Genomic DNA, 22,780 nt, shown 5'->3' with positions numbered 1-22,780 from the left:
TTCGTGAAGGCGGCCGTACGGTAGGCGCTGGTGTTGTTGCTAACGTATTGAACTAATCACTTATTCTCAGTAATGAGCTTATCAGTTAGTCATGAAAAAGCCACCCTCTAAGAGGGTGGCTTTTTTTTGCAAATAAGGACGTGTATCTAAAATTCAAATACGCCTATCTACTTACAGCCCTTTTTATTTTTATACAGTTTTATAGGTGAGGATAATGAATTTATCTCTTGTTCTATTGTAATCTATTAGATAGCTTGCTATATTAGCGCTCACTCTTGTCGTATGTATATATAGTTGACATACCTACCTATACAGTTAGTATATTTAAAAACTCACTGATAAACGTAACGACCTTAAATAAGAGGAAAGCGAGATAAAAAATTATCTCTGAAGGCTTGCATTTTATGCCAAATATTGTATAATGCTGTCCTTTACACCCATAGGCGATTGGCTCAATTGGTAGAGCATCGGTCTCCAAAACCGAGGGTTGTAGGTTCGAGTCCTACATCGCCTGCCATCTTTTTATCATCTCTTTGTTGTACCTCACCATCTCCGAAGCGAGTTCTTTATGAGCAATAATCAAGATAACCTCGAGAATAAGTTATCTGATGCCAAGGCGGTTGGTGGTGGGATGCTGTCTAAAGATAAGCACATTTCAGCGGTTAATACTTCTGCTGTTGAAGTTGCCAAGACTGGCTCAATAAAAGATTTGATGTTGTGGTTACTTGCCGCAGTATTTTTGATAGGGGCGACTTTAGTCAACCAGTATTTACCCGGTTATTGGCAACCAGCCAATGATGTATGGGTACGTATTGGTATCATTGTCGCCCTTATTGTATTTGCAGTAATATGCTTAGCATTAACGAATCAAGGCCGTGCTTTTAAAATATTATTAAAAGATGCTGGTGTTGAGCTTCGCCGAGTAACATGGCCAAGTAAAGACGAAACCGTTCAATACACATGGCAAGTCATTGTCGTGATTGCTATTGTTGGGGTTTTTATTTGGTTATTGGATAACTTTTTTAATTGGTTTGTTGGCATATTTATTGGTTAGATATTTTCAGTCTAAGCGCAGTATCGTATATTGTAATGCGCTTCGATTTAAATATTATGACTCAAATTTTTACTTATAACGATTAGGAGCGTGATATGCGTTGGTATATTGTCCAAGCGTTTTCAGGATATGAAAAACAAGTACAACGTTCTTTAACTGATCGTATTAATCGTAGTGACTTTGCTGAGTCATTCGGTGATGTATTGGTGCCTACTGAAGAAGTCGTTGAAATGAAAGACGGCAAAAAACGTAAGAGTGAGCGTAAATTCTTTCCAGGATACGTATTGATCCAGATGGAAATGAACGACAATACTTGGCACATTGTGAAAGATTGTCCTCGTATTATGGGCTTTATCGGTGGTACACCTGAAACCCCAGCACCCATTACGCAAGTAGAAGCTGATCGTATTTTAAACCGTCTTAACCAGACTGAAGCTGATCCACGTCCTAAGACGCTATTTGAGCCGGGCGAAGAGTTGTTGGTTATCGATGGTCCATTCACCGACTTTAAAGGGTTGGTGGAGAAAGTGGATTACGAAAAATCTAAGTTACACCTGACTGTGAACGTATTTAATCGACCGACTCAGGTCGAGCTTGAGTTTAGTAAAGTTGAGAAGCTAGACTAAACCAGTAACAAATTCATCAACCGGGGAGCTGTTAATCAATATTATATTTAATACTGATTTGGCGCTATTACCCATTTAGGAGAGAATCATGGCTAAGAAGATTGATGGTTACATCAAACTGCAAGTGCCTGCAGGCAAAGCAAATCCTTCACCACCAATTGGTCCAGCATTGGGTCAAAAAGGCGTGAACATCATGGCGTTCTGTAAAGAATTTAACGCTGCGACCTCAAACCAAGAGCCGGGTCTACCGATTCCTACTGAGATCACTGTATATAGCGATAAGTCTTTTACCTTCATCATGAAATCACCACCAGCTGCGTATTTGCTACGTAAAGCTGCTGGTATTGCTAAAGGTTCTGGTACACCAAATACCGCTAAAGTCGGTAAAGTTGACCGTGCACAACTAGAAGACATCGTTAAGACCAAAGATGCAGATTTAACTGCTGCTGATCTTGATGCTGCTGTTCGTACCATCGCTGGTACTGCACGTTCAATGGGTATTACCGTGGAGGGTGTATAATGTCTAAGCTAACCAAACGTCAAAAAGAAATCAATAGCCGTATTGAGCACGAAAAACAATACACTATCGAAGAAGCAGTACAAATTCTAAATGATTTGCCTCCTCTTAAGTTTAAAGAGTCTATCGACATCGCAGTAAACTTGGGCGTAGACCCACGTAAATCTGATCAAGTCGTTCGGGGTGCTACCAACCTACCTGCTGGTACTGGTAAGACTAAACGCGTTGCTGTATTTGCTCAAGGTGCTGCTGCTGAAGCCGCCAAAGAAGCTGGTGCAGATATCGTTGGTTTCGAAGACCTAGCAGAATCAATCAAAGCCGGTAACATGGACTTTGATATCGTTATTGCTGCTCCTGATGCAATGCGTGTTGTTGGTCAACTAGGTACTATCCTAGGTCCACGTGGTCTAATGCCTAACCCTAAAGTCGGTACGGTTACACCTAACGTTGCTGAAGCGGTTACTAACGCTAAAGCTGGTCAGGCACAGTATCGTGTAGACAAAGCAGGTATTATCCACACGACTATCGGTCAAATTGGTTTTACTGCTGAGCAAGTAATCCAAAATGCTGAAGCACTAATTATAGATCTAAAACGTGCTAAACCTGCTACTTCTAAAGGTACTTTCATCAAGAAAATCACCTTGTCTAGCACGATGGGTCCTGGTCTAAGTATTGATCCAGTTCCATATCGCACAGCAAAATAGTTAAATATGTGCCTTTATTTGACGATTTTAAATAAAGGCGACAACAATATTTTAAAGAATTAGGTCAGCGTAGCAAACGCTATGCTGTCTAAGACCGTAGGTAGAAACTGGTTTAACGGTATAAACAACGATTGTTAAATGGTTTTTTATAACAATAAGCTGGTTTTGTTAATCGATGACAGATGAAAATCTTAGTTGTCCTACGCAGACGGTGACCCACCCAGTTGTTGATAAGAGCCGATAGTTTATTCTATCACTTGATGTCATTCTGATAACGGTGCCGTAATCAGTCGTTATGAGTAAATTTTATTTTTATATGATTTATGACTAACGTGTCGTATCAAGTCAGTCCAAGCCAGATGTCTCATAATTGAAAACTTAGGTTTTTGAGCATTGAAATACTGCGCTGATTGATAAGATTAAAGGAGTCAACTTATGGCATTAACGCTAGAGCAAAAACAACAAGTTGTGGCTGAAGTGTCTGAAGTTGCTGCTAATGCTTACTCAGCAGTAGCTGCCGAATATCATGGTATTGGTGTTGCAAAGCTTACTAAGCTGCGCGAACAAGCCCGTGAGAAAGGCGTGATTTTGAAAGTGGTAAAAAATACCCTAGCAAAACGCGCTTTTGAAGGCACTAAGTTTGAGAGCATGTCAGACCGTATGACTGGTCCATTACTTTTGGCTTTCTCTATGGAAGATTTGGGATCTGCGGCTCGAGTCGTTTTCGACTTTAGCAAAGATAACAAAGCTTTAGAGACCAAATTGGTATCAGTTGGTGGTGTTGTTTATGGTCCAGAAGAGCTAGAGCGCGTATCGAAGCTACCAACTCGCGACGAAGCACTCTCTATCTTGATGGCTACTATGAACGCACCAGTGACCAAGCTTGTCCAGACTATGAACGCAGTTCCTGGCAAGTTCGTTCGCACTGTTGCAGCAATCAAAGACGCAAAAGAAGCTGCTTAATTGCTTGTTTTAACGTAAATTTTACATCGCTATTTGCACCTAATTGTCATGCCTATTTTAAAAATTGGCAAGCAATCAAAGCGATTTTAAAATCAATTAATTTTTATCAGAAAACGGAGAGTTCTCATGGCACTATCTAAAGATGATGTGTTAAACGCAATCGCTGAAATGTCAGTAATGGATATCGTTGAATTAATCAGCGCTATGGAAGAAAAATTCGGCGTAACAGCTGCTGTTGCTGCTGCACCTGCTGCTGCTGGTCCTGCTGCTGCTGCTGCTGAAGAAAAAGACGAGTTTGACGTAGTTCTTGCCAGCTTTGGCGAGAAGAAAGTTGGCGTAATTAAAGCCGTACGTGAAGCAACTGGTCTTGGCCTGAAAGAAGCGAAAGATTTGGTTGAAAGCGCTCCAGCTCCAATCAAAGAAGGCGTTAACAAAGCTGAAGCTGAAGAGTTGAAAAAGAAACTTGAAGAAGCTGGTGCAACTGTTGAACTAAAATAGTTTAAACACTGTACGAAAAAAGCTGGTAATGCCTTGCATTGCCAGCTTTTTTTTAGTATAATTCGTAGCTTGACCTTTTGTGTCTGCCAACATACGTATGCAACAACACGGTGGATACCCATCAAAAGGACAGACGATATACATGCAAGCACACATGCCAGTTTTTAAAATCAGTTAATATGAGCTAAACGTCTGTAGATGTTTGGCATTTTTTTGTGTCTGCATGCTTTCCCATTAACACTATAGTTTATACTGATTCTAAAAGTTATAGTTACCCCTATTATTAATTCTGAAAAGCTGCTGATCTTAGGTTATCCATTTAGCATGGTTTGCTGTCAGTATGTAGTCTTGTAGACGGTATATGTCAGCGATAATATGAGTTTTAATGGCGAACTGTCTAAATGCAAAATGGGGCTTGATGACAGATAGCGTGGAAAAACCCCAGTAGAAATTATTTTTCCGTAAAGTTATTTGTGAGTTATGCCGTAACGGCAATAAATTGTATGATATTGAATTTTTTGGTATGGGTGGTCATATAGAGTGACTTAGGTACCGATTATAAGATTAAAGGCAGTGTGCTAAATGGACACTGTTTAGTAAAGTAGTAATTGATAAAAAGATATGAGCTGAACACGAACACCCGTTTTATATTATCGTTTACGTCGCTACGTTTGCATTGTATTTATGCATACTGGCCGCGCTTTTAATTTGTTTCCACGTTTACTGTAAGGACTCTCGATGGCATATTCTTATACTGAAAAAAAGCGTATTCGCAAAAGTTTTGCTGAATTGCCCACTGTGATGGACATTCCCTATTTACTGTCTATCCAAGTAGATTCTTACGAGCAATTTTTGCAAGAGCATAAAAAGCCAAAAGCTCGTGAGAATACTGGTTTGCAAGCTGCGTATTCCTCTATTTTCCCAATTGAGAGTCACTCTGGTAATGCTGAGTTACAATTTGTTGAGTACTATTTAGGTACGCCAGAATTTGATGAGCGTGAGTGTATCTTACGTGGTTCAACGTTTGCTGCGCCTATGCGTGTCAAAATCCGTTTGATCATCAAAGACAAAGACAGCAAAGATAAAGATAGCAAAGCGGCGATCAAAGATATTCGTGAGCAAAGCGTTTACATGGGCGAGATGCCTTTGATGACAGCTAACGGTACTTTTATTATCAACGGTACTGAGCGTGTTATCGTATCTCAGTTACATCGTTCGCCTGGTGTGTTCTTTGACCATGATAAAGGTAAGTCGCATTCAAGTGGTAAAGTGCTTTATAACGCCCGTATCATTCCTTACCGTGGTTCTTGGTTAGACTTTGAATTTGATGCAAAAGATTTAGTTTTTGCTCGTATTGACCGTCGTCGTAAGCTACTTGCTTCTATCATCTTACGTGCACTAGGCCTTACTACTTCTGAAATCTTAGATCTTTTCTTTGACAAAGTAGCCGTCTATAAAGGCGAAGAGCAGTTTGAAATTGATCTGGTTGCTGATCGCTTACGTGGTGAGATGGCTCAGTTTGATATCTTGTCGCCTGAAGGTGAAGTGATTGTTGAACAAGGCAAGCGTATTAATGCACGCCGTATTCGTCAGCTTGAAGAAGCGGGTATGACGAAGATTTCAGTACCTGATGAGTATTTGTACGAGCGTATCTTAGCGGAAGATATCGTTGTTAACGATGAAATCATCGCTAAAGCCAATACACCAATTGACCATGAATTATTGGTCAAGCTCAGTGCGTTTGAAGCCAGTGAGTCTATCAAAGAATTTAGTATTCTATTTACTAACGATATCGACCAAGGCAGTTATATTGCTGATACGCTACGTGCCGATAGCACGTCAAGCCGCGAAGAAGCACTGATCGAAATCTATAAAGTCATGCGTCCAGGTGAGCCACCAACGGTTGAGACTGCTGAAAAATTATTTGAAAGCATGTTCTTTAATGCAGACCGTTATGATTTATCAAATGTTGGTCGTATGAAATTCAACCGTCGTTTGGGTCTTGAGTTTGACAATACCGATGATCCTGACATTCAACGCGAACGCAGTGTATTGACCAACGATGATATCGTCAACGTTCTAAAAGAGCTGATTGAGATTCGTAACGGTCGCGGCGATGTTGATGATATTGACCATCTAGGTAACCGCCGTATTCGTTCAGTGGGCGAGATGGCAGAAAACCAATTCCGTGTTGGTCTAGTACGTGTTGAGCGTGCGGTGAAAGAGCGTTTAAGCTCAGCAGAATCAGATAACTTGTCACCACAAGATTTGATTAACTCAAAGCCAGTAGCGGCTGCGGTTAAAGAATTCTTTGGTTCAAGCCAGTTGTCACAGTTTATGGATCAGAATAATCCATTATCTGAAGTGACGCATAAACGCCGTGTATCAGCATTAGGACCCGGTGGTCTGACTCGTGAACGTGCAGGCTTTGAAGTACGTGACGTACATGATACCCATTATGGTCGTGTTTGCCCGATTGAAACTCCGGAAGGTCCAAACATTGGTCTGATCAACTCATTAGCGACCTTTGCTAAAACCAACAGCTTTGGTTTCTTAGAGACACCTTATCGCCGTGTGGTTGATGGTAAAGTAACAGACGTTATTGAGTATCTATCAGCAATTGAAGAAGTTGGTACGGTCATTGCACAGGCTGATTCACCAGTAACCGCAGAAGGCGCGTTGTCTGATGAAATGGTTAGTGTGCGTAGCTATGGTGAATTCGTTCGTATGCCGCCAGAAAAAGTGACGCATATGGATGTGTCGCCAAGTCAGGTAGTATCGGTCGCAGCAGGCCTAATTCCATTCCTAGAGCATGATGATGCTAACCGTGCCTTGATGGGCTCGAACATGCAGCGTCAGGCTGTTCCTACGTTACGTGCTGATAAGCCGTTAGTAGGTACTGGTATGGAGCGTCACGTTGCTCGTGACTCTGGTGTTTGTGTGATCGCTAAGCGTGGCGGTGTGATTGAAGATGTTGACGCATCGCGTATCGTGGTTCGTGTCAACGAAGACGAGATGACTGCTGGTGAAGCGGGTATCGATATCTATAACTTAATCAAATACACACGCTCGAACCAAAATACTTGTATCAACCAACGTATCATTGTTAACCAAGGTGACGAGATCGCTTTGGGTGATATCTTGGCTGATGGTCCATCAACAGATCTTGGTGAGCTAGCACTAGGTCAGAACATTCGCATTGCATTTATGCCATGGAATGGTTACAACTTCGAAGATTCAATCTTGCTGTCTGAAAAAGTGGTTAAAGAAGATCGTTTCACCACGATTCATATTCAAGAACTGACTTGTGTGGCACGTGATACCAAGCTCGGTACAGAAGAGATTACTGCTGATATTCCAAACGTTGGCGAAGCAGCACTATCAAGTCTTGATGAAGCTGGTATCGTTTATATCGGTGCTGAAGTTGACGCTGGTGATATTCTAGTTGGTAAAGTCACGCCAAAAGGTGAGACGCAACTGACGCCAGAAGAGAAACTGCTACGGGCTATTTTTGGTGAAAAAGCGGCTGATGTGAAAGACACATCACTACGTGTACCGACTTCTAGTAAAGGTACCGTTATTGATGTACAGGTCTTCACTCGCGATGGCGTTGAAAAAGACGCTCGTGCAAGAGCGATTGAAAAATCACAACTTGACAGCTACCGTAAAGATTTAAAAGAAGAGTTACGTATCTTTGAAGATGCAGCCCGTGGCCGTATTGGTACGCTGTTAGATGGCCAAAAAGTCAGTGGTGGTTCTGGTCTAAAAGCTGGTACGGTTATGGCATTGGCTGATATGAAAGATATGAGCCTTGAGACTTTGCTGGATATCCAGCCAGTAGAAGAAGAAATCTCGGAGCGTCTCACGCAAATCGCTGATTATTTGGTTGATAAGCAAAAAGACATCGATGTGAAGTTTGCTGAGAAAAAACGCAAGTTAACGGCAGGTGATGACTTACAACATGGCGTACAAAAAATCGTTAAGGTATATCTAGCGGTTAAGCGTCGTATTCAGCCTGGTGATAAGATGGCTGGTCGTCATGGTAACAAGGGTGTGGTATCGCGCATTATGCCAGTTGAAGATATGCCGTATGATGAGCATGGCAATACCGTTGATATTGTATTGAACCCGCTTGGTGTACCATCACGTATGAACATCGGTCAGGTTCTAGAGACGCATTTAGGAATGGCCGCGAAAGGCTTGGGCGAGAAGATTGATGGTATGCTCAAATCTCAAGCAGCGATCAAAGAGTTGCGTGATTTCTTAGACAAAATCTATAACAAAGTAGGCGGCGAACAAGTCGATCTTGATAGCTTGAGTGATGATGACATCATGGCGTTATCAGATAATTTACGTGGCGGTGTACCAATGGGTACGGCAGTGTTTGATGGTGCGAAAGAAAGCCAAGTCAAAGACTTACTAGAGCTTGCTGGTATGGCACGTGATGGTCAGCAGACATTGTATGATGGTCGTACTGGTCAGAAATTTGACCGCCAAGTCACCGTTGGCTACATGTATATGCTCAAACTTAACCATTTGGTTGATGACAAGATGCATGCGCGTTCTACGGGCTCTTACTCACTGGTCACGCAGCAACCATTGGGCGGTAAAGCTCAGTTTGGTGGTCAGCGTTTCGGTGAGATGGAAGTATGGGCACTAGAAGCTTACGGCGCGACTTATACGCTGCAAGAGATGCTGACTGTGAAGTCGGATGATGTTGAAGGCCGTACCCGTATGTACAAAAACATCGTTGATGGTGAGCAGTATATGGACCCAGGCATGCCTGAGTCATTCAACGTACTGACCAAAGAAATCAAATCACTGGGTATTAATATTGAGTTAAAACAAAGCAACTAATTCGTTGTTTAACTTAGTTGTCCACTAAAGGCAGTCTGCTTTATTGCTGCTGCTTTTAGTGATTTGTCTCAACCCTATTCATTGCCTTCATTCATCTTATCCGCGTCAATAGTGCGCTGTCAGATGATTATAAAGATAACGGAGAAGCAACTTGAAAGATTTACTCGATATCATGCAAAGCCCTACCGGCAACGGTAATCAAGAGTTTGATAGCATTCAAATTACTTTAGCCTCACCTGACGTCATCAAGTCATGGTCACATGGTGAAGTAAAAAAGCCTGAAACCATCAACTATCGCACGTTCAAGCCTGAGCGTGATGGTCTTTTTTGTGCCAAAATTTTTGGCCCAGTAAAAGATTTTGAATGTCTATGTGGTAAATATAAGCGCCGTAAATTCCAAGGCGTTATCTGTGAAAAATGTGGTGTAGAAGTCACCACTGCTAAAGTTCGTCGCGATCGTATGGGTCATATTGATCTAGCCAGTCCAGTGGCACATATTTGGTTCTTAAAATCATTACCAAGCCGCATCGGTCTATTGCTAGATATGACGCTACGTGATATCGAACGCGTTCTATATTTTGAAAGCTACATTGTAACTGAGCCAGGCTTAACCAGCTTAGAAAAGTATCAGTTGCTTGATGATGAAGATTACTACAAAGCCCTTGAAGAGTTTGGCGATGAATTCACTGCCAAGATGGGTGCTGAGGCCGTTCAAGACTTATTAAAAGACATCGATATCGATCTTGAAGTTGATGAGCTGCGTGAAGCGATTCCGCAAACTGGTTCTGAAACCAAGCTTAAAAAGATGTCTAAGCGTCTTAAATTATTAGAAGCCTTCCGTGATTCTAATAACAAGCCTGAGTGGATGGTAATGAACATCTTACCAGTACTACCACCAGATTTACGTCCGCTAGTACCACTAGAAGGTGGTCGTTTTGCGACTTCAGATCTAAACGATCTTTATCGCCGTGTGATTAACCGTAACAATCGTCTAAAGCGTCTCCTTGAGTTGAGTGCCCCTGACATCATCGTACGTAACGAAAAGCGTATGTTGCAAGAATCAGTAGATGCGTTGCTAGATAACGGTCGCCGTGGTCGTGCGATTACGGGCAGTAATAAGCGTCCATTGAAATCTCTGGCTGATATGATCAAAGGTAAGCAGGGTCGTTTCCGTCAAAACTTACTTGGTAAACGTGTCGATTACTCTGGCCGTTCGGTTATCGTTGTAGGCCCAACACTACGTCTACATCAGTGTGGTTTACCTAAGAAAATGGCATTAGAATTGTTCAAGCCATTTACTTATAACAAACTATTGTCTCATGGTTTGGCGACGACGATTAAAGCTGCCAAAAAAATGGTAGAGCGTGAAGAGCCACAAGTTTGGGACATGCTGGCCATGGTTATCCGTGAGCATCCAGTGCTTCTTAACCGTGCACCAACCCTTCACCGTTTGGGTTTACAAGCATTTGAGCCAGTATTGATCGAAGGTAAAGCAATCCAGTTGCATCCGCTCGTTTGTACAGCGTTTAACGCCGACTTTGATGGCGACCAAATGGCCGTTCACGTGCCATTGACGTTAGAGGCACAGCTAGAGTCACGTGCGCTAATGATGTCTACCAACAACATCTTATCACCTGCGAACGGTGAACCAATCATCGTCCCCTCACAGGATGTGGTATTGGGCTTGTACTACATTAGCCGCTCATCAATCAATGCCAAAGGCGAGGGCATGATTTTTGCCACCGTTAATGAAGCATTGCGGGCGATTGGCTCAAATGATTTGCATGTAAATGCTAAGATTAAAGTGCGTGCCACAGAAACGCATATCGATGAAGATGGTAACGAAACCAAAGAAGTCAGCATGAAGGAAACCGTTGCTGGTCGCCTACTTATCTGGAACATCATGCCTAAAGGTATGGCGTTTGATGAGTGTAACCAAGAGATGACGAAGAAAAACATCTCACGTCTGATCAACTCTTGCTACCGTAAAGTGGGCGTTAAAGAAAGCGTTATGTTTGCTGACCAATTGATGTATCTTGGTTTTGCTCAAGCGACGCTGTCTGGCGTGTCTATCGGTATCGATGACATGGTCATTCCGCCAAGTAAAAAGCAGATCATCGAAGTGGCAGAAGGTGAAGTCCGCGAGATCGAAGATCAATTCGAACAAGGTTTTGTGACGGCTGGTGAGCGTTATAACAAAGTGGTTGATATCTGGTCACGTACCAATGACAAAGTCGCTAAAGCGATGATGGATAACTTGGCTACTGATAAAATCATGAACGCCAAAGGCGTTGAGGAAGAGCAGAAATCATTCAACTCTATCTTCATCATGTCAGACTCTGGTGCTCGTGGTAGTGCGGCACAGATTCGTCAGTTGGCTGGTATGCGTGGTCTGATGGCGAAACCAGATGGTTCAATCATTGAGACACCGATCAAAGCCAACTTCCGTGAAGGTTTGACGGTATTACAGTACTTTATCTCAACGCATGGTGCACGTAAAGGTCTAGCGGATACAGCACTAAAAACGGCTAACTCAGGTTATCTGACTCGTCGTTTGGTCGATGTGGCACAAGATTTGGTTATCACCACTGATGACTGTGGTACTGAGCAAGGCTTGCTCATGAAACCGCATATCCAAGGTGGTGAGATCATTGAAAAGCTAGGTGAGCTAGTTCTTGGTCGTGTGACTGCACGTGATGTCAATTATAACGATGATGCTGATAAAGTATTGATTCCAGCTGGTACATTGATCGATGAGCATTGGGTAAACGTGCTTGACAGCAATGCGATTGATGATATCTGGGTACGCTCAGTTATTACTTGTGATGTTGAGCATGGCGTTTGTTCACAGTGTTATGGTCGTGACCTTGCTCGTGGTCATAAAGTGAACATCGGTGAGTCAGTGGGTGTTATGGCAGCCCAGTCTATTGGTGAGCCAGGTACTCAGTTAACCATGCGTACGTTCCACGTGGGCGGGGCAGCTAGCTCAGCCTCTGTAGACAACAGTATCTCTGTACGTAATGCCGGTCAAGCGCATTTCGAAAACATGAAAACTGTTCAGCATACTGACGGTCATTTAGTTATTGTATCGCGTTCAGCCGAAATTGCGTTGACCGATGAGCTTGGTCGTGAGCGTGAGCGCTATAAAGTACCGTACGGTTCAAGCGTATTGGTGAAAGACGAAGAGCAGGTTGAAGGTGGCCAGACTATCGCCAAATGGGATCCGCACACGCATCCTATTATCACAGAATTCGCGGGTACAGCACGCTTTAGTGACATCACTGATGGTATGACTGCTACTGTGAAGGTTGATGATGCGACTGGTATGAGCTCATTTGAGATTCTAGCCACGCGTGACCGTTCAAGCTCAGCAAAAGACTTGCGTCCTGCGATCATCTTGAACACAGACGAAGGCAAAGAAGTGGTTTACTTCTTACCAGCTGAAACCATCATTCGTGTAAGCGATGGTGAAAAAGTAGCAGCAGGTTCGATTCTAGGCCGTGTACCACAAGCGTCTTCTGGTACCAAAGATATTACCGGTGGTCTACCACGTGTTGCTGACTTGTTCGAAGCACGTCGTCCGAAAGATCATGCCATCATGGCAGAAATGACAGGTGTGGTGAGCTTCGGTAAAGAGACCAAAGGTAAAAACCGTTTCATTATTACCAATGAAGATGGTGAAGTGCATGAAGAGCTGATCCCGAAATGGCGTCAAATCAACGTCTTTGAAAACGAGACGGTAGCACGTGGTGAAGTGATCGCTGATGGTCCACAGAACCCACATGATATCTTGCGTTTGAAAGGACAGACAGCGCTTGCTGATTATATCGTCAATGAAGTACAGGACGTTTATCGTTTGCAGGGCGTAAAAATCAACGACAAGCACATCGAAGTTATTATTCGTCAGATGTTGCGTAAAGTTGAAATTACCGACGGTGGCGACTCAAATCACTTCAAAGGTGATCAGGTTGAGTATGCTGATATCAAAGCATTGAATGCCAAACTAGAAGCGGAAGATAAGTTCCCAGTACAGTTTGAGCGTCAGTTGCTAGGTATCACCAAAGCAAGTCTAGCAACAGAAAGCTTTATCTCAGCAGCGTCTTTCCAAGAAACGACCCGTGTACTAACTGCGGCTGCCGTTACTGGCAAAGTGGATGAGTTACGTGGTCTGAAAGAAAACGTAGTAGTTGGTCGCTTGATTCCTGCAGGTACTGGTCTTGCTTATCACAAGGCTCGTAAAGAAAAAGCAGATCAGAAGCTACAAGACAAAGATCGCAATGCAGCGTTTGATATGACGGCAAGCACTGACAGCAAGGACTTTGCAAGTTTTGATGAAGCCTTTGCCCAAGAGTTGAATCAAGACAGCCAGTCTTAATTAACTCAGTTAGTATTCGTAAAATTGAAAAGCCTGCAGATGTCTGCAGGCTTTTTTATGTTTGTCTAACATTGAGATTGTCTTGTCAGGCTATTGACTATATTTTTCTATGAAAAGTAAGTTGGTTAATAGTATAGTCAGGTCAATATAAAAAAAGAGTCTTGCATCATAGTGTCGTGTATCCATTTTATTTGGTATCGACTATACACCAAAAAATTGATGTGATAAGTTATCATGATTTCACTGAATAACATATATGTTCAATATAAGGATGAGTAGCAAATGGCAGGTAAAACGCGCGTTGCCAAATATCAAGCAGATCGAACCAATCAAAAACTGTATTTCTGTCGTCTATCTTGTCAAGCTGCGGGAAGTACCAATGATAAACAGCTATATCAAGCGCATTGTGAGACCGCTATCTTTCATCTATACGGTGGCTTTTTGGCATTCATACAAGAGCTTGGTCATTTCTATAGTTTGAACATGAATGCGCCAACGTTGTTAGATATTGAGCAAGCATTGGGTGAGCGTACCCAAGTGTCACCTGAGGTTCAGCGATTGCAGCAGTTACAACAACAAGGTTTCGTTGCCAATATAGAACGTGCTTATCAGCGCTGTTTGTATGCGGTACTACCAGATACTATCATAGAGAATCGACCAAGTAGTGACATGGTGGACGCCCCTGATCTTATTGTTAACGTCGTCACTTTATCAAATCAGTGGTTGCCAGATGAGGAAACCATACGTGAATGGCGTCAGCAGCTTTTGGAATTAATCGAACAATTACGTGCTGGTATGGTTGAGTTTTAGGGAAGGCGGTTACTGAACGACAGGACTCCTAAGTGAAGACAATATCATCTAACTGTCTGACTTACTCAGGCATTGGTGGCATGCGCTCAGCGGGCGTAACGGATAGTGGATTTTGCGCGACACTATCGTTACGTTCACTATTGGGTCTGACTGTTGGTGATGTATTTGGCTCTTCAGCAGGTTCCGCAATGGGTGATCTGCGCTGTTGCGTTTGGGTTCTGACAGGTTTTGCGGATGAATTGTCTTCTATGTCTTCGTCATCATTAGCCACAATACCTTCATCAGTCATTTCTATGATTTTCTGTTTTTGCTTTTCAGATTTGGCGCGGTTATTAATCGATACCCATTGACGAGGCGTGTCTTCAAGCTGGGCTTTCATAAAGTCCATCCAAACGGGTAGTGCTGCCACACCGCCATATTCACGGCGACCCATGGTAGCTGGTTGATCAAAACCCATCCATACTACTGTCGCATTGGTAGGATGAAATCCTGCGAACCAAGCATCTTTAGCTTCGTTGGTCGTTCCCGTTTTTCCACCGATATCATCACGATCCAATGCTTTTGCGCGCACTGCTGTACCACGTTGAATCACATCGCGTAAAATATCTGCCATGTCAAAAGCCACTCTAGATTTTAATATTCGAGGTGCTTGTTTGGCTATCACATACTGTACTGCAGGTGCCTTTAGACGGTCCGATTGTGGACTAGCGTCATAAATCGTCAAATCAATAGTTTTATCGCTTTGTTCGGCGGCATTGTTATTTTCTAAATCTTGTTCTTCGGTAGTTACTTCATTTTCAGCAACACTGTCTTCAGTAGTACCGTCTTTATTCGCAATTGATTGATTATAATCTTCGATTGATTTTTTATTGAGCGCTTCGAGTTGTTCGTTAAAACATAACGCACAAGCTTGGCGTGGATTGGCTTGAAACAATAGCTTATTTTTATAATTATAGATTTGCTCAATAAAGTAAGGTTGTACGCGATGACCACCATTGGCAAAGGTTGCGTAAGCAGTGGCCATTTGTAACGGCGTTGCTTGCCCTGCACCTAATGCTAACGATAAAGTCGTTGGTAGCTTTTCTTTATCAAGGCCGAATTCACCTAATAGATTGCGCACATCAGAGATACCGATGGCCTGTAGCAAACGGATAGACACCAAATTACGAGACAAATAAAGACCGCGACGTAGAGTAATGTCGCCTAAAAAACGCTCATCAGAGTTTTTGGGTTTCCAGTCACCTACTTGAATAGGCCGATCAGAGACGATGCTATCTGGACGATAGCCTTTTTCTAAAGCAGCTGTATAGACAAGTGGCTTAATCGTTGAGCCGGGCTGCCGCCAGCCTTGTAAGGCTCGATTGAACTTACTGTGATTAAAATCAAAGCCACCCACCAAGGCGTTAACGGCTCCAGTTTCTGGGTTTAACGATACAAGACTGCCTTGTACCTCAGGGATTTGTCCCAACTGCCAGTTGCCGTTAGCGGTAGGTATCACGCGGATAATGTCATTTTGGCTGACAATTTGGCTGGCATTATCAGGGTAGTAACCGATACGATCGGCAGAAATGTATTTGCGTGCCCAGCTCATCCCAGACCAGTTCACGGTGACACTTTCACCCGATGCCAGTGTTGCTTCAAAACTACGAGCGTTGACTTTGGTAACTTTGGCTGGGGACATGTTGCTGTAGCGGCGAAAATTTTCTAGAGGTTCATCATTTGCTTCTGCGCCGCGCCAGCCATGACGATGTTCATAAGCAACCAAGCCTGTCAATATGGCCGCTTCTGCATCTGTTTGTGCTTTGCTATCGACAGTAAGACGTACGCGCCAGCCACTATGCATTACTTGATCGCCATAGCGATCGACCAAAGCTGAGCGGGTCATTTCTGCCAAATAGGGCATATTGACATCAAGCTTTTCTTGATAAAGGTTGATACCGACTGGGGAGCTAATCGCTTCATCACGTTGTGCTTTGCTGATATAACCCAGCTCATGCATGCGCCCAATGATCCAGTTGCGGCGAGTCAGCGCGCGACTAGGATTGGCCACAGGGTTATATTTAGAAGGTGCTTTTGGCAGACCTGCCAACATTGCCATCTCAGCAATGGTCAGATTTTCTAATGATTTACTATAATATTTTTTGGCAGCGGCACGGACGCCATAAGCGCCTTCCCCCAAATAGATTTTGTTGACATAAAGCGTCAAGATGTCATTTTTGCTGAGCTCATCTTCGATCTTACGTGCCAAAAATAATTCGGTTAATTTACGATTCAAGGTGCGTTCTGGACTCAAAAAATAGTTTTTGGCAACCTGCATGGTGATGGTGGAACCACCTGTTTGGCTATCATCATCGGTCACTACCTCGGTAACAGCGCGTCCAAGCCCTTTAATACTAATCCCACTATGTTGAAAAAATGAGGCATCTTCTGCTGCTAAAAAAGCATGCGTCAAATCTTCAGGAATGTCTTCAAACGTAATCGGTAGTGATAAGCGATTGCCGTATTGACCGATTAATTTGTCATCTCTACTATAAATCTGTAATGGCATCTCAAAATTTGCGGTCTTAATCTCTTGAGTGCTGGGTAAAGTAGGCGATAGATACATGGCCATACCATAAAAACCAATAGGCACAGCAAGGGCTAAAATAACTGCCAACGCTAAGCAGGCGATAAAAAGTCCCACCAAAAATTGAATGAGACGAGCGGTAGCAGTATTTTTGATCATAGTAAGACTTATCAATTAAAATTTGCAACAGATGGGGCATTATACCTTGAACAAAATAGGGAGGTCATAATAAATGTGTAAGTTAGCCTTAATAACCTATTTAAACGCTTGAATCTATCTATCAAGTAAAGTATTGTGTTCAATTATTACAAATAACTATCAAAGTGTACACTTAATATAAGGTATAGGGTTTGTGAGGCTATTTACTTCAAAGAGTCGACATTTGATTGGCATAGATATTTGTGCCACTTCAGTAAAGTTGGTCGATATACAGCGCCAACAAGGCATGTTTCACTTAAAATCTTATGGAATTGAGAGACTTCCAGAAGGTGTGGTCGTCGATAAACTCTTAGTCGACACTGAAGCAGTTGGCAATATTATTGCCAGTTTGGCTAGACGTTGCCAAGCGACTGGGAGTCAAGCCGCGACGGCAGTCTCAGGGTCGGCCGTGATCACCAAAATTATTGATATGGACATGGCATTAAGCGATGTAGAGCGCGAAGCTCAAATTCGTCTAGATGCCGATCAATATGTGCCTTATCCACTGGAAGACGTCAATTTGGATTTTGAGGTTTTAGGCCCGTCTTTATTAAGTGATGATATGGTACAGGTGCTTCTTGCGGCCTCTCGCTCAGAAAATGTCGACCAACGGGTCGACGCCCTAACGTTTGGTGGTATGCAAACCAAGGTGATGGATATCGAGTCTCATGCCATTGAGCGTGCCTTTGGATTGATGGTAAATAACCTGCCAGGCACGCCAGAGTTGGTGGCTTTGGTTGATATCGGCCACAATCAAACGACTTTATATATTGCTAAGAATGGTGAGTTTATATACAGCCGCGAACAGCTCTTTGGTGGCGTCCAATTGACAGAAGCGATACAAAATCGTTATGGACTATCTGCTGAAGAAGCCACGCTTAGTAAGCGTGAGCGCACCTTACCTGATGATTATTATATTGATGTCTTAACCCCCTTTATCGAAAACACCATTCAACAAATCACTCGTTCTTTGCAATTTTACTTCTCCTCTAGCCAATATAGTACTATCGATCACATAGTGCTTGCGGGTGGTAGTAGCTCTATAGCTGGTCTGGCAGGTATGGCACAACAAAAACTTGGCGTGTCCGTCAGTGTTGCCAATCCATTTACCAATATGACTATTGCCCCAAATATTGATAATGAGCAACTGGCCATTGATGCGCCAAGCTTAATGGCAGCATGCGGTCTTGCGTTAAGGAGCTTCGACTAATGGCTCGTATTAACCTTTTACCTTGGCGACAAGAAGAACGCGAACGTCGCAATAAAGAATTCATGACGCTCGTTGTCGCTGTGACTTTGCTTGCTCTATTGGCGGCCTTTGCCTCATGGAGCTATTTCAATAATGAGCTTGATGAACAGCTCGATGCGAATGCCTTGATTGAACAAGAGAATACACGCCTAGATACGGCTCTGACTGAAATAGACAGTTTAGAGCAGCGCCGTGAAGATATCATCTCACGCATGCAGGTGATTCAAGACCTGCAGGGTCGGCGTCCTGTACCTGTCCGTCTATGGGATGATCTTGCTAAAGCCATTCCGCCTGCGCTTTATTTGAATAATCTCAAACGTGAAGGCGATACGCTAACGTTGACCGGTCTTGCTGACAATCCCAATGTTGTGTCAAGCTTGATTCGTAACCTTGATAATAGTAAATGGATGGACAATTCAGCGGTCAGTAATATTCAACAGAATATTAGTGCTTATGAATCTGCACCTGTTCTCAATAATACGGTCACCACTGGTGAGCAGCCACGCCCCGTTTATCCTGAAGACAGTTATGTTCAATTTGTAGTAACGACCAAAGTCCAGTCAGAGACGGCCAAACCTACTGATGCCGATCCTGAGCTTGGAGGTGAGTTATGAAGCTTATCCGCAAAAAAAGTCTGATAAAAACCAAGAAAACGGCTTTGAAACCAAAGAAACAATTTGATCTAAAGGAATTCCGTCGCAGTTTTGAGTCGTTAGATTCCGAAAACTATGGCAGCTGGCCGCTACCAGTAAAAGTAACCGTGATTGGACTTATCATCACTTTTATAGCGGCATTGGCATGGGCATTACCGATCAGTAGCAAGATTGATGAGATCAAGGCCGCCGAAAGTCAGCAAAAAACCTTGCTTGATAGCTACCGTGAAAAAGAATCGCGTGCCCGTCATTTAACTGCTTATCAGGAACAAGTTGTCCAGATGGAAACGGAGTTCAATACGTTACTGGATCAGTTACCAAAGGATACGCGAGTATCAGAGCTGGTAGAAGGGATAAACATGACGGGCGTTGGCAGTAATATTCGTTTCCAAGATATTTCGGTAGAGCCTGAAATTGAAAATGAATTCTTTATTGAACAGCCTATTCGTATTGCTGCTTTAGGCGAATATCATCAGTTTGGTAGCTTTATCAGTGGACTTGCGGCTTTACCACGGATTATCACTATGCACGACTTTGAGGTGAGTAACCCGCAGCCGACTTTGGATGTTTTACCAGAGCTTAATTTGGTACTACAAACCAAAACGTATCGCTCAAAAGAAGCCACTCCTGAGGGTGAAGAAGCCACTACTACAGATGCCGCCGCTACCACTGATACTGCAGGAGGCAATTAATGCGCACCCAAAAACTGCCCATGCTACTTATTTTAAGTGCTACTGTTTTATCAATAACGGGTTGTACGGACCGTATTGGTATGGCAGAGCAGGCGATGGTAGATATTCGTAATCAGCCAGCACAGCCTATTGAGCCACCGCCTAAGGCCGAGCTGGTAGAAGACTTCGTCTATAGCGCTAGCGCACAACGTAGTCCGTTTTTGCCGCCAAGTTTAGTCAATGTGGACGGTCCTACCACCTCTATTGATGGTGTGCGTCCTGATATAACAAGGGTAAAAGAACCTCTTGAGCAATATGAGTTATCGCAACTGGTCTTTCGAGGGGTGGTGATTTCACCTGAAGGCCAGCAATATGCATTGATACAACGTCCTGATGGTTCAGTTGCTAGTGTCAAAGTAGGTGATTATCTTGGATTAAATGACGGCCGTATTGTGGAAATCACGCCGACCCAGATTAATTTGATTGAAATTGTGCCAGACAGCCGCGCAGGGTTCGTTGAAAAACCCCAGTCGCTGGTTTCCCCCATCAGCTAAGTCGGCAGATTTTTTGAGGAATAAATAATGACAGTACGCACTAACAAGGTAATGATGATGAGCAACCGCGTGTCTTCTGCTTTTGCCATTTCAGCATTGGCAATCAGCATGGTAGCAGTGAGCAATAGTGCCCATGCTGCACAGCGTATTAACAATGTTTCTGTGGTACAAACAGCACCAGCAGTAACACAGATGCGTTTGGGCTTTGCAGGGTTACCCGTATTACCTGCAGCTTATCAGCTTGATGATCCGAGCCGTTTGGTTCTGGATTTTGAGCAAGTGCAAAACGGACTTGCTAATCGCTTTAATGAATATAACATTGGTATGGTCAATGATGTCACCACTTTAAACAGCGACAGTACAACCCGTCTTATTGTGGGACTCAAACAAACTGGCAGCTATACGACAGCGATTGACGGTAATGATTTATTGCTGACGATTACGGATCCTAGCCGCTCTGTGATTACCAATGATCCTATCCAAGACGTACTTAATAATAACAATACCATCACGACTACCGCAGTTGTTACCCCAATTGTAGAAACCAGTAGCGCCCCTGTGGCAGCTGTGCGTACAACCAGTAAGACAGTAGTGAAAAAAGAAGTACCAGCCGATACCATGGTGGTCAGAGTTAATCCGTTGTTAAATCCACAACTGGCATCCTCACAGGTGAGTAAGCAATACAGCTATGATGGTCTGAGTGCGGTGAATTTTTCAGCAGGAAACGATGGTGGCGGTAATGTCAGTATCACCCTTGCCAATGAAGCGATTCCGGTTGATGTACAACGCCAAGGCAATAAATTGGTCGTGCGCTTAACGGGCAGTACCGTACCTAGAAACCTATTACGCCGCTTGAATATTAATAGTGGTCTCGTTGAGAGTATTGATACCAAGAACCAAAGCCAAAATGGTGTGATCACCATTAACATGAAAAATGATTACGAGTATCAAGCTTATCAATCAGGCAACCAGCTCAATATCAGTATCAATAAGCCTGAGCTGCTACGTGAGCCAACGCTTGAAGAAAGAGTATATAGCGGTGAAGCACTGTCTATGGAATTCCAAGATGTTGAGATTCGCAGTGTTTTAGACATTTTAGCGCAGTTCACCGAAATGAATATCGTGGCCAGTGATTCGGTCGCTGGTAATATCACCTTGCGTTTGATCAATGTTCCATGGGATCAAGCACTAGATATTATCTTAAAAAGTAAAAATCTAGGCAAACGTGAAAACGGTAATGTCATCTTGGTCGCACCGTCTACTGAGCTTGCTGAACAAGAAGCCCGTGAACTTGAAGCGCAACAAGCGGTCGAATCCTTTGCACCGTTGCGTACGGAATATATTCGCTTAAGTTATGCCAAAGCCCAAGATGTATTGACTCTTATTTCTCAAGGTAGTGGGTCTGGGTCATCTGGCTCTACTACTGGCGGCATTGCCAATCGTGCTGATGACAACAATACATTGTTATCCAATCGTGGCACAGTAACCGTCGACGAGCGTACCAATACGCTGATTGTCAAAGATGTGGCAAAAAGTATCGAAAATATTCACAAGTTAATTAGCAAAATCGACATTCCAGTCCGTCAGGTTATGATCGAAGCGCGTATTGTCAGCGCTACAGATAGTTTCAGCAAGGAGATTGGGGTTCGTTGGGGAATCTTATCAAACGGCGCTGCCAATAATCGCAGTTTACTGGTAGGCGGTAGTAATCAAACCTTGTGGGATTTAAAGGATTTTGATATAGAGACGACGACAGTCAATGGTCAGACGGTTTCTTATCCTTCATATGATATCACTCGCCCTGATAACTTAAACGTTGATTTGGGCGTTGCCAATCCTGCTGGCCGTATCGCTTTTGGTTTGCTTGGTATATCCGATGCAATGCTTGATCTTGAATTGTCAGCATTGCAAGCTGATAACCGCGGTGAGGTTATCTCTACCCCAAAAGTTTTGACGGCTGACAAGCAAACGGCAAAAGTCTCTTCTGGTACCCAGATTCCTTATCAAGAAGCATCAGCCAGTGGCGCGACTACGACCAGTTTTAGAGAAGCGGCGTTGAGTCTAGAGGCGACACCAAATATTACGCCTGATGGTAAGATTGGTTTGCAGTTGCTGATTACCAATGGCACACCAGTATTTACCAATGGTATCGTAGCTATCAATGAAGACTCTATATCAACCAATGTGACCGTCGAAGATGGCCAAACCGTAGTATTGGGTGGTATTTTTAGAAACCGTACTAACAATGAGGTGAGTAAAGTGCCCTTCTTAGGAGATTTACCTTATGTTGGTCGCGCATTCCGTAAAGATGTGCGCAATAACAATAAGGAAGAGCTGTTGATATTTGTGACACCTAAATTGATCAATGATGGTACCAGCCGTTTGGATTAGTCTGTTATCGATTGACTTAAACAAAGAAGCAAGCGTCGTGCTTGCTTTTTTTGTGCACAAAATTTAAGGATGGCAAATAATAATCACCGCTCAT

Annotated in this window: 15 protein-coding genes and 1 tRNA gene; 15 read left to right on the top strand and 1 reads right to left on the bottom strand. The window is 43.2% G+C overall.

Going from position 1 to position 22,780, the window contains the following annotated elements; all coding sequences use genetic code 11:
- Window positions 1–441: 441 nt before the first annotated feature.
- The 10 genes from JMY02_RS05230 (at window position 442) to JMY02_RS05185 (ending at window position 14,404) form a co-directional block, all read left to right on the top strand.
- A tRNA-Trp gene (locus JMY02_RS05230) sits at window positions 442–517 on the top strand.
- Between the two features lie 51 nt (window positions 518–568).
- Window positions 569–1,054, top strand: a complete 486-nt coding sequence (secE, locus tag JMY02_RS05225) for a preprotein translocase subunit SecE (protein ID WP_021813161.1) — start codon at window positions 569–571, stop codon at window positions 1,052–1,054.
- 95 nt (window positions 1,055–1,149) lie between these two features.
- Window positions 1,150–1,680, top strand: coding sequence for a transcription termination/antitermination protein NusG (gene nusG, locus JMY02_RS05220; protein WP_021813160.1), 531 nt, complete (start codon window positions 1,150–1,152; stop codon window positions 1,678–1,680).
- Window positions 1,681–1,768: 88 nt separating this feature from the next.
- Window positions 1,769–2,200, top strand: coding sequence for a 50S ribosomal protein L11 (gene rplK / locus JMY02_RS05215; RefSeq protein WP_010201717.1), 432 nt, complete (start codon window positions 1,769–1,771; stop codon window positions 2,198–2,200).
- Window positions 2,200–2,901 (top strand): 50S ribosomal protein L1, encoded by a 702-nt coding sequence (gene rplA / locus JMY02_RS05210; protein WP_201595952.1) that lies wholly within the window; start codon window positions 2,200–2,202, stop codon window positions 2,899–2,901. Before rplK ends, rplA begins: the two co-directional genes overlap by 1 nt.
- Window positions 2,902–3,336: 435 nt before the next feature.
- On the top strand, window positions 3,337–3,864 hold the full coding sequence (gene rplJ, locus JMY02_RS05205; protein ID WP_021813157.1) for a 50S ribosomal protein L10: 528 nt from the start codon (window positions 3,337–3,339) through the stop codon (window positions 3,862–3,864).
- A 126-nt stretch (window positions 3,865–3,990) separates the two neighbouring features.
- Window positions 3,991–4,362, top strand: coding sequence for a 50S ribosomal protein L7/L12 (rplL, locus tag JMY02_RS05200; RefSeq protein ID WP_011514491.1), 372 nt, complete (start codon window positions 3,991–3,993; stop codon window positions 4,360–4,362).
- 738 nt (window positions 4,363–5,100) lie between these two features.
- On the top strand, window positions 5,101–9,219 hold the full coding sequence (gene rpoB, locus JMY02_RS05195; RefSeq protein WP_021813155.1) for a DNA-directed RNA polymerase subunit beta: 4,119 nt from the start codon (window positions 5,101–5,103) through the stop codon (window positions 9,217–9,219).
- Window positions 9,220–9,370: 151 nt separating this feature from the next.
- Window positions 9,371–13,594 carry a DNA-directed RNA polymerase subunit beta' gene (gene rpoC / locus JMY02_RS05190; RefSeq protein ID WP_201595950.1) on the top strand — a complete coding sequence of 1,408 codons (4,224 nt, stop codon included), beginning with the start codon at window positions 9,371–9,373 and terminating at the stop codon, window positions 13,592–13,594.
- 282 nt (window positions 13,595–13,876) lie between these two features.
- Window positions 13,877–14,404, top strand: a complete 528-nt coding sequence (locus JMY02_RS05185) for a DUF6586 family protein (protein ID WP_201595948.1) — start codon at window positions 13,877–13,879, stop codon at window positions 14,402–14,404.
- Between the two features lie 61 nt (window positions 14,405–14,465).
- Here JMY02_RS05185 and JMY02_RS05180 read toward each other — a convergent pair whose 3' ends face one another.
- Window positions 14,466–17,129: a penicillin-binding protein 1A gene (locus tag JMY02_RS05180; protein WP_201595946.1), complete on the bottom strand. Its 2,664-nt coding sequence runs from the start codon at window positions 17,127–17,129 to the stop codon at window positions 14,466–14,468.
- 193 nt (window positions 17,130–17,322) lie between these two features.
- Here JMY02_RS05180 and JMY02_RS05175 point away from each other — a divergent pair, with 193 nt between their 5' ends.
- From JMY02_RS05175 to pilQ, 5 genes are read left to right on the top strand one after another with little or no spacing between them, the layout of a single operon-like run.
- Window positions 17,323–18,378 carry a pilus assembly protein PilM gene (locus tag JMY02_RS05175; RefSeq protein WP_201595944.1) on the top strand — a complete coding sequence of 352 codons (1,056 nt, stop codon included), beginning with the start codon at window positions 17,323–17,325 and terminating at the stop codon, window positions 18,376–18,378.
- A complete protein-coding gene (locus JMY02_RS05170) occupies window positions 18,378–19,031 on the top strand; it encodes a PilN domain-containing protein (RefSeq protein ID WP_201595942.1) in 654 nt (217 codons plus the stop codon). The genes JMY02_RS05175 and JMY02_RS05170 overlap by 1 nt, the downstream gene beginning before the upstream one ends.
- Complete coding sequence (gene pilO, locus JMY02_RS05165) at window positions 19,028–19,762, top strand: type IV pilus inner membrane component PilO (RefSeq protein WP_201595940.1); 735 nt, start codon at window positions 19,028–19,030, stop codon at window positions 19,760–19,762. The genes JMY02_RS05170 and pilO overlap by 4 nt, the downstream gene beginning before the upstream one ends.
- On the top strand, window positions 19,762–20,295 hold the full coding sequence (locus tag JMY02_RS05160) for a pilus assembly protein PilP (RefSeq protein WP_201595938.1): 534 nt from the start codon (window positions 19,762–19,764) through the stop codon (window positions 20,293–20,295). The genes pilO and JMY02_RS05160 overlap by 1 nt, the downstream gene beginning before the upstream one ends.
- 27 nt (window positions 20,296–20,322) lie before the next feature.
- Window positions 20,323–22,686, top strand: a complete 2,364-nt coding sequence (gene pilQ, locus JMY02_RS05155) for a type IV pilus secretin PilQ (RefSeq protein ID WP_201595936.1) — start codon at window positions 20,323–20,325, stop codon at window positions 22,684–22,686.
- The last annotated feature ends 94 nt before the right edge of the window (window positions 22,687–22,780 follow it).

The sequence above is a fragment of the Psychrobacter vallis genome, assembly GCF_904846715.1.
Lineage (GTDB): Bacteria > Pseudomonadota > Gammaproteobacteria > Pseudomonadales > Moraxellaceae > Psychrobacter > Psychrobacter vallis.
This window is presented reverse-complemented; position numbering and strand designations above follow the sequence as displayed.

Coding starts and splice junctions, on each gene's coding strand:
- rpoB (WP_021813155.1), top strand. CDS start 5,101: ATGGCATATTCTTATACTGAAAAAAAGCGTATTCGCAAAAGTTTTGCT.
- rplL (WP_011514491.1), top strand. CDS start 3,991: ATGGCACTATCTAAAGATGATGTGTTAAACGCAATCGCTGAAATGTCA.
- nusG (WP_021813160.1), top strand. CDS start 1,150: ATGCGTTGGTATATTGTCCAAGCGTTTTCAGGATATGAAAAACAAGTA.
- rplK (WP_010201717.1), top strand. CDS start 1,769: ATGGCTAAGAAGATTGATGGTTACATCAAACTGCAAGTGCCTGCAGGC.
- JMY02_RS05170 (WP_201595942.1), top strand. CDS start 18,378: ATGGCTCGTATTAACCTTTTACCTTGGCGACAAGAAGAACGCGAACGT.
- rplJ (WP_021813157.1), top strand. CDS start 3,337: ATGGCATTAACGCTAGAGCAAAAACAACAAGTTGTGGCTGAAGTGTCT.
- pilO (WP_201595940.1), top strand. CDS start 19,028: ATGAAGCTTATCCGCAAAAAAAGTCTGATAAAAACCAAGAAAACGGCT.
- JMY02_RS05180 (WP_201595946.1), bottom strand. CDS start 17,129: ATGATCAAAAATACTGCTACCGCTCGTCTCATTCAATTTTTGGTGGGA.
- rplA (WP_201595952.1), top strand. CDS start 2,200: ATGTCTAAGCTAACCAAACGTCAAAAAGAAATCAATAGCCGTATTGAG.
- pilQ (WP_201595936.1), top strand. CDS start 20,323: ATGACAGTACGCACTAACAAGGTAATGATGATGAGCAACCGCGTGTCT.
- JMY02_RS05160 (WP_201595938.1), top strand. CDS start 19,762: ATGCGCACCCAAAAACTGCCCATGCTACTTATTTTAAGTGCTACTGTT.
- secE (WP_021813161.1), top strand. CDS start 569: ATGAGCAATAATCAAGATAACCTCGAGAATAAGTTATCTGATGCCAAG.
- JMY02_RS05185 (WP_201595948.1), top strand. CDS start 13,877: ATGGCAGGTAAAACGCGCGTTGCCAAATATCAAGCAGATCGAACCAAT.